The 3,270-nt window shown below is 58.1% G+C and carries 2 protein-coding genes and 1 other RNA gene; 2 read left to right on the forward strand and 1 reads right to left on the reverse strand.

Annotated elements, in window-relative coordinates:
- A partial coding sequence (locus AC1D1X_RS19110; RefSeq protein ID WP_477698905.1) for a hypothetical protein occupies positions 1-1,359 on the forward strand: 1,359 nt, incomplete at its 5' end.
- Positions 1,360-1,552: 193 nt separating this feature from the next.
- Here the strand turns inward: AC1D1X_RS19110 and ffs are convergent.
- Positions 1,553-1,649: signal recognition particle sRNA small type (gene ffs, locus AC1D1X_RS19115), an RNA gene on the reverse strand.
- Positions 1,650-1,838: 189 nt separating this feature from the next.
- On the opposite strand from ffs, the gene dnaX reads away from it, so the two are divergent.
- Positions 1,839-3,270 (forward strand): DNA polymerase III subunit gamma/tau (gene dnaX, locus AC1D1X_RS19120; protein ID WP_477698906.1); only part of this gene is annotated, 1,432 nt, incomplete at its 3' end.

Below are 3,270 nucleotides of genomic sequence, written 5' to 3' on the forward strand. Positions count from 1 at the left end.
GAACAGGGTGACCAGTTGGCTCAAGTTATTGCTGCCAACTACGCGTTTTCCCTTGGCGCTGGTTTCTGCCTTATTCCCGAAATGAGCGAGGAAGAAACTGACGTCATTCTCGATCAGCTCTATGGGCTGTATGACCATCATGAAGAATCACCAACTGATGTTCTACAGGCGGTGCGTCAATCGCTGCGGTCTCACGCCGCAAATGTTTCTCTTGCTGGTATTCGCTCAATTACCTTCGTAACTCAAAAATTGCCTTGGGGGTTTGCTTTTCCAGAAGTTCCAACAACGCACCTTTTCGCATACCCCGATCTTGGGACGTGCATAGCGAGCGGACTTCAGGCTGAACAGCGCGGATCGCCCGGTATACGCGTCGCTATGCTAATAGACCCAGGCGAGGTGAATGCGGGAGAGATAGACGCCGCAGTGGATGCCCTGAGATCACGGTCAGTGTTTATACGAGGCGTTTGCAGTCGAGCTGCAACGGTCTATGAGGTAACGCGGGCGGTCGAGCTCTACCCATACGATCTTTTGCTTGTATCGACTCATTGCGGCGATGCGTCAGGTTGGAGATGGACCTACGAATACACTGACAGCGAAGGACGTGATCGCACGTTAGTGATCGATGTTGCTATCAGCGTTTCAGTAGTTCCCGGTAGTGAAAAGCTTGACGTCATGCAGTTCACGCGATTCGTGTCACTGGATGGGGTTGATTGGAATGATTCGGAGAAGAAGAAGTCGCTATACGTTGGGACTGCGATCAATGACTACATAGAGCGCACAAGAGATCCGGAGCGCCTGCAGCCAGTCAAGAAAGAACTAATTAATCGTGTTGTGGGTTCAGCTGCACTGAAAATGTCTGATGGAAATTTCATTGCCGTGCCTCGATCTCTAGCCAATTATGGCTGCCCGATTGTGCTAAATAACGCATGCGCATCCTGGCACAGACTTGCTGGAAACTTCGTCTTCGGAAACGCCAGAGCCTACGTAGGTACATTGTTTAGTGTGTCTGATGTTGAGGCGCAAGAGGTGATGACAAAGCTTATGGCGAAGTACTTTGGGCGACCCTTGGCTATCGCGCTTTGGCATGCGCAGAACGACGTTTACGGGGATAGCCCGCGTCGGCCGTACATCATTGTGGGTACGCATATGCAGCGACTTCGCGCTACTTCCTCGGACGCACCAGTTGATATTTATAAGCAACTTGTGACTGCCCGTGATCGGTGGAGGCGAGACCTAGAGAAAACAGGGCCAAGTGAAGAGCAAAGACATCTAACGGCTCGCGACTATGCGAGTTACCTCGATAAAGAGGCTAAAGGCGTGTACAAGCGTTGGATTGCACCGCGAGGAGAAGGTGTCTAGGTGTCCCGAAGATCATTTGGAACCAGGATTCTGACGCACCACCGGGAGCCCCGGAGGTTCAATCCTTCGACTTGAGCCATGTCTTTTCCTACTTCATAAATTAATGAAGTGGCACACTCAAGTGATACAAAACCGCAGCGGGAAGCCGCTCTAGGCATAAAACCCGCGAGAAGCGCGGATTTGAGATGAATAAGGTGACGAGCCTTGACCCCGGCACTGACTCCACAGTTAGGGCTGCTTGGTTCCCCACCTGACCCGGTTGGCCGCTTTACCATGCGGGAAGGCCCGTCACCCTCGATTGTAAGGGACTTGGGAATGACCCCTCTGGCATACCCCCATCAGTGAAAAGGGCACCGAGCGATCTATTCCMGCCGGGGCCGCGGGACTGGCTTTGCCAGACCGCAGGCGCAGCGGCCCCCTCGGGGGGCAGCGCATTACACGAAGTGAAAAGCGTGGGGGCCATATCCTAGAATGGGCGGATGTCCTATCTCGTTCTTGCCCGCAAATACCGTCCCAAAAATTTCTCGGAAATGGTGGGGCAGTCGCATGTGGTGCAGGCACTGGGCAATGCCCTTGCAACTCAGCGTTTGCACCATGCCTACCTTTTTACCGGCACGCGGGGCGTGGGCAAGACGACGATTTCGCGGATTCTGGCCAAGTCGCTCAATTGCGTGGGCCCGGACGGGCAGGGCGGCATCACGGCCACGCCCTGTGGTGTGTGCCAGGCCTGTACCGACATCGACAGCGGCCGTTTTGTCGACTACACCGAGCTGGACGCTGCGTCCAACCGCGGCGTCGATGAAATTGCGCAGTTGCTGGAGCAGGCTGTTTACAAACCTGTCGTCGGCCGTTTCAAGGTCTTCATGATCGACGAGGTGCACATGCTCACGAACACGGCGTTCAACGCCATGCTCAAGACGCTGGAGGAGCCTCCTGAATACCTGAAGTTTGTGCTGGCTACGACCGACYCGCAAAAAGTGCCGGCCACCGTACTGTCGCGTTGCCTGCAGTTCAACCTGCGGCCCATGGCGCCCGAGACGGTGCTGGAGCACCTGATACAAGTGCTGGGCGTTGAAAACGTTCCGGCCGAGCAGCAGGCGCTGCGCCTCTTGGCGCGTGCGGCGCGCGGCTCCATGCGTGACGCCCTGTCGCTGACGGACCAGGCCATTGCCTTTGGCTCTGGCAAGCTCGAAGAAGCCAGTGTGCGCACCATGCTGGGCAGCGTGGACCGCAGCTATGTCTACCGCCTGCTTGATGCCCTGGCGCGCGGCGACGGCAAAACMGTGGTCGAAACCTCCGAAGCGTTGCGGCTGAACGGCTTGAGCGCGGCTTCCACCCTGGAGGAAATGACGACGGTGCTGCAACGCATGGCGGTGTTGCAGGCCGTACCCGAGATGGGGGCGGGCGACGACGGAGCCGACCCGGATATCGCGGAGACGGCGCGGCTGGCCCAGGCGCTGCCCGCCGATGAAACGCAGCTGCTTTACAGCCTGTGCCTGCATGGCCGCGGTGAACTGGGCCTGGCGCCCGACGAATACGYGGGCCTGACCATGGTGCTGCTGCGCCTGCTGGCCTTCAAACCCTCGGCTTCGGCTACCACCCATGCGGGGGGTGCCGCCGAGCCCGGAAAAAAGCCCCAGCCTGAGGTGGCGCGGGCCCATGCGCCCGAGGCTTTGCCTGAACGGCGTGCGGCGCCGGCGCCTGCCGCTGCACGCGAACCTGCCCATGATGAGCCCGTGCCCGCTGCGCCGCGTGTTTCACAAGAACCACCCACCKCTCAAAATTTTGAGAAAAAACAGCCTGTAGCCCAGACGGAACGGGCGCAAGCAGCTATCAATTCAGTAGCGACTCCCGTGACGATGCCGGAGCGGCCAGTGCCGCAGCAGCGCCCGCAGCCGGGCATGCCAGCTG

This window comes from Polaromonas sp. P1_G4 (assembly GCF_056405475.1).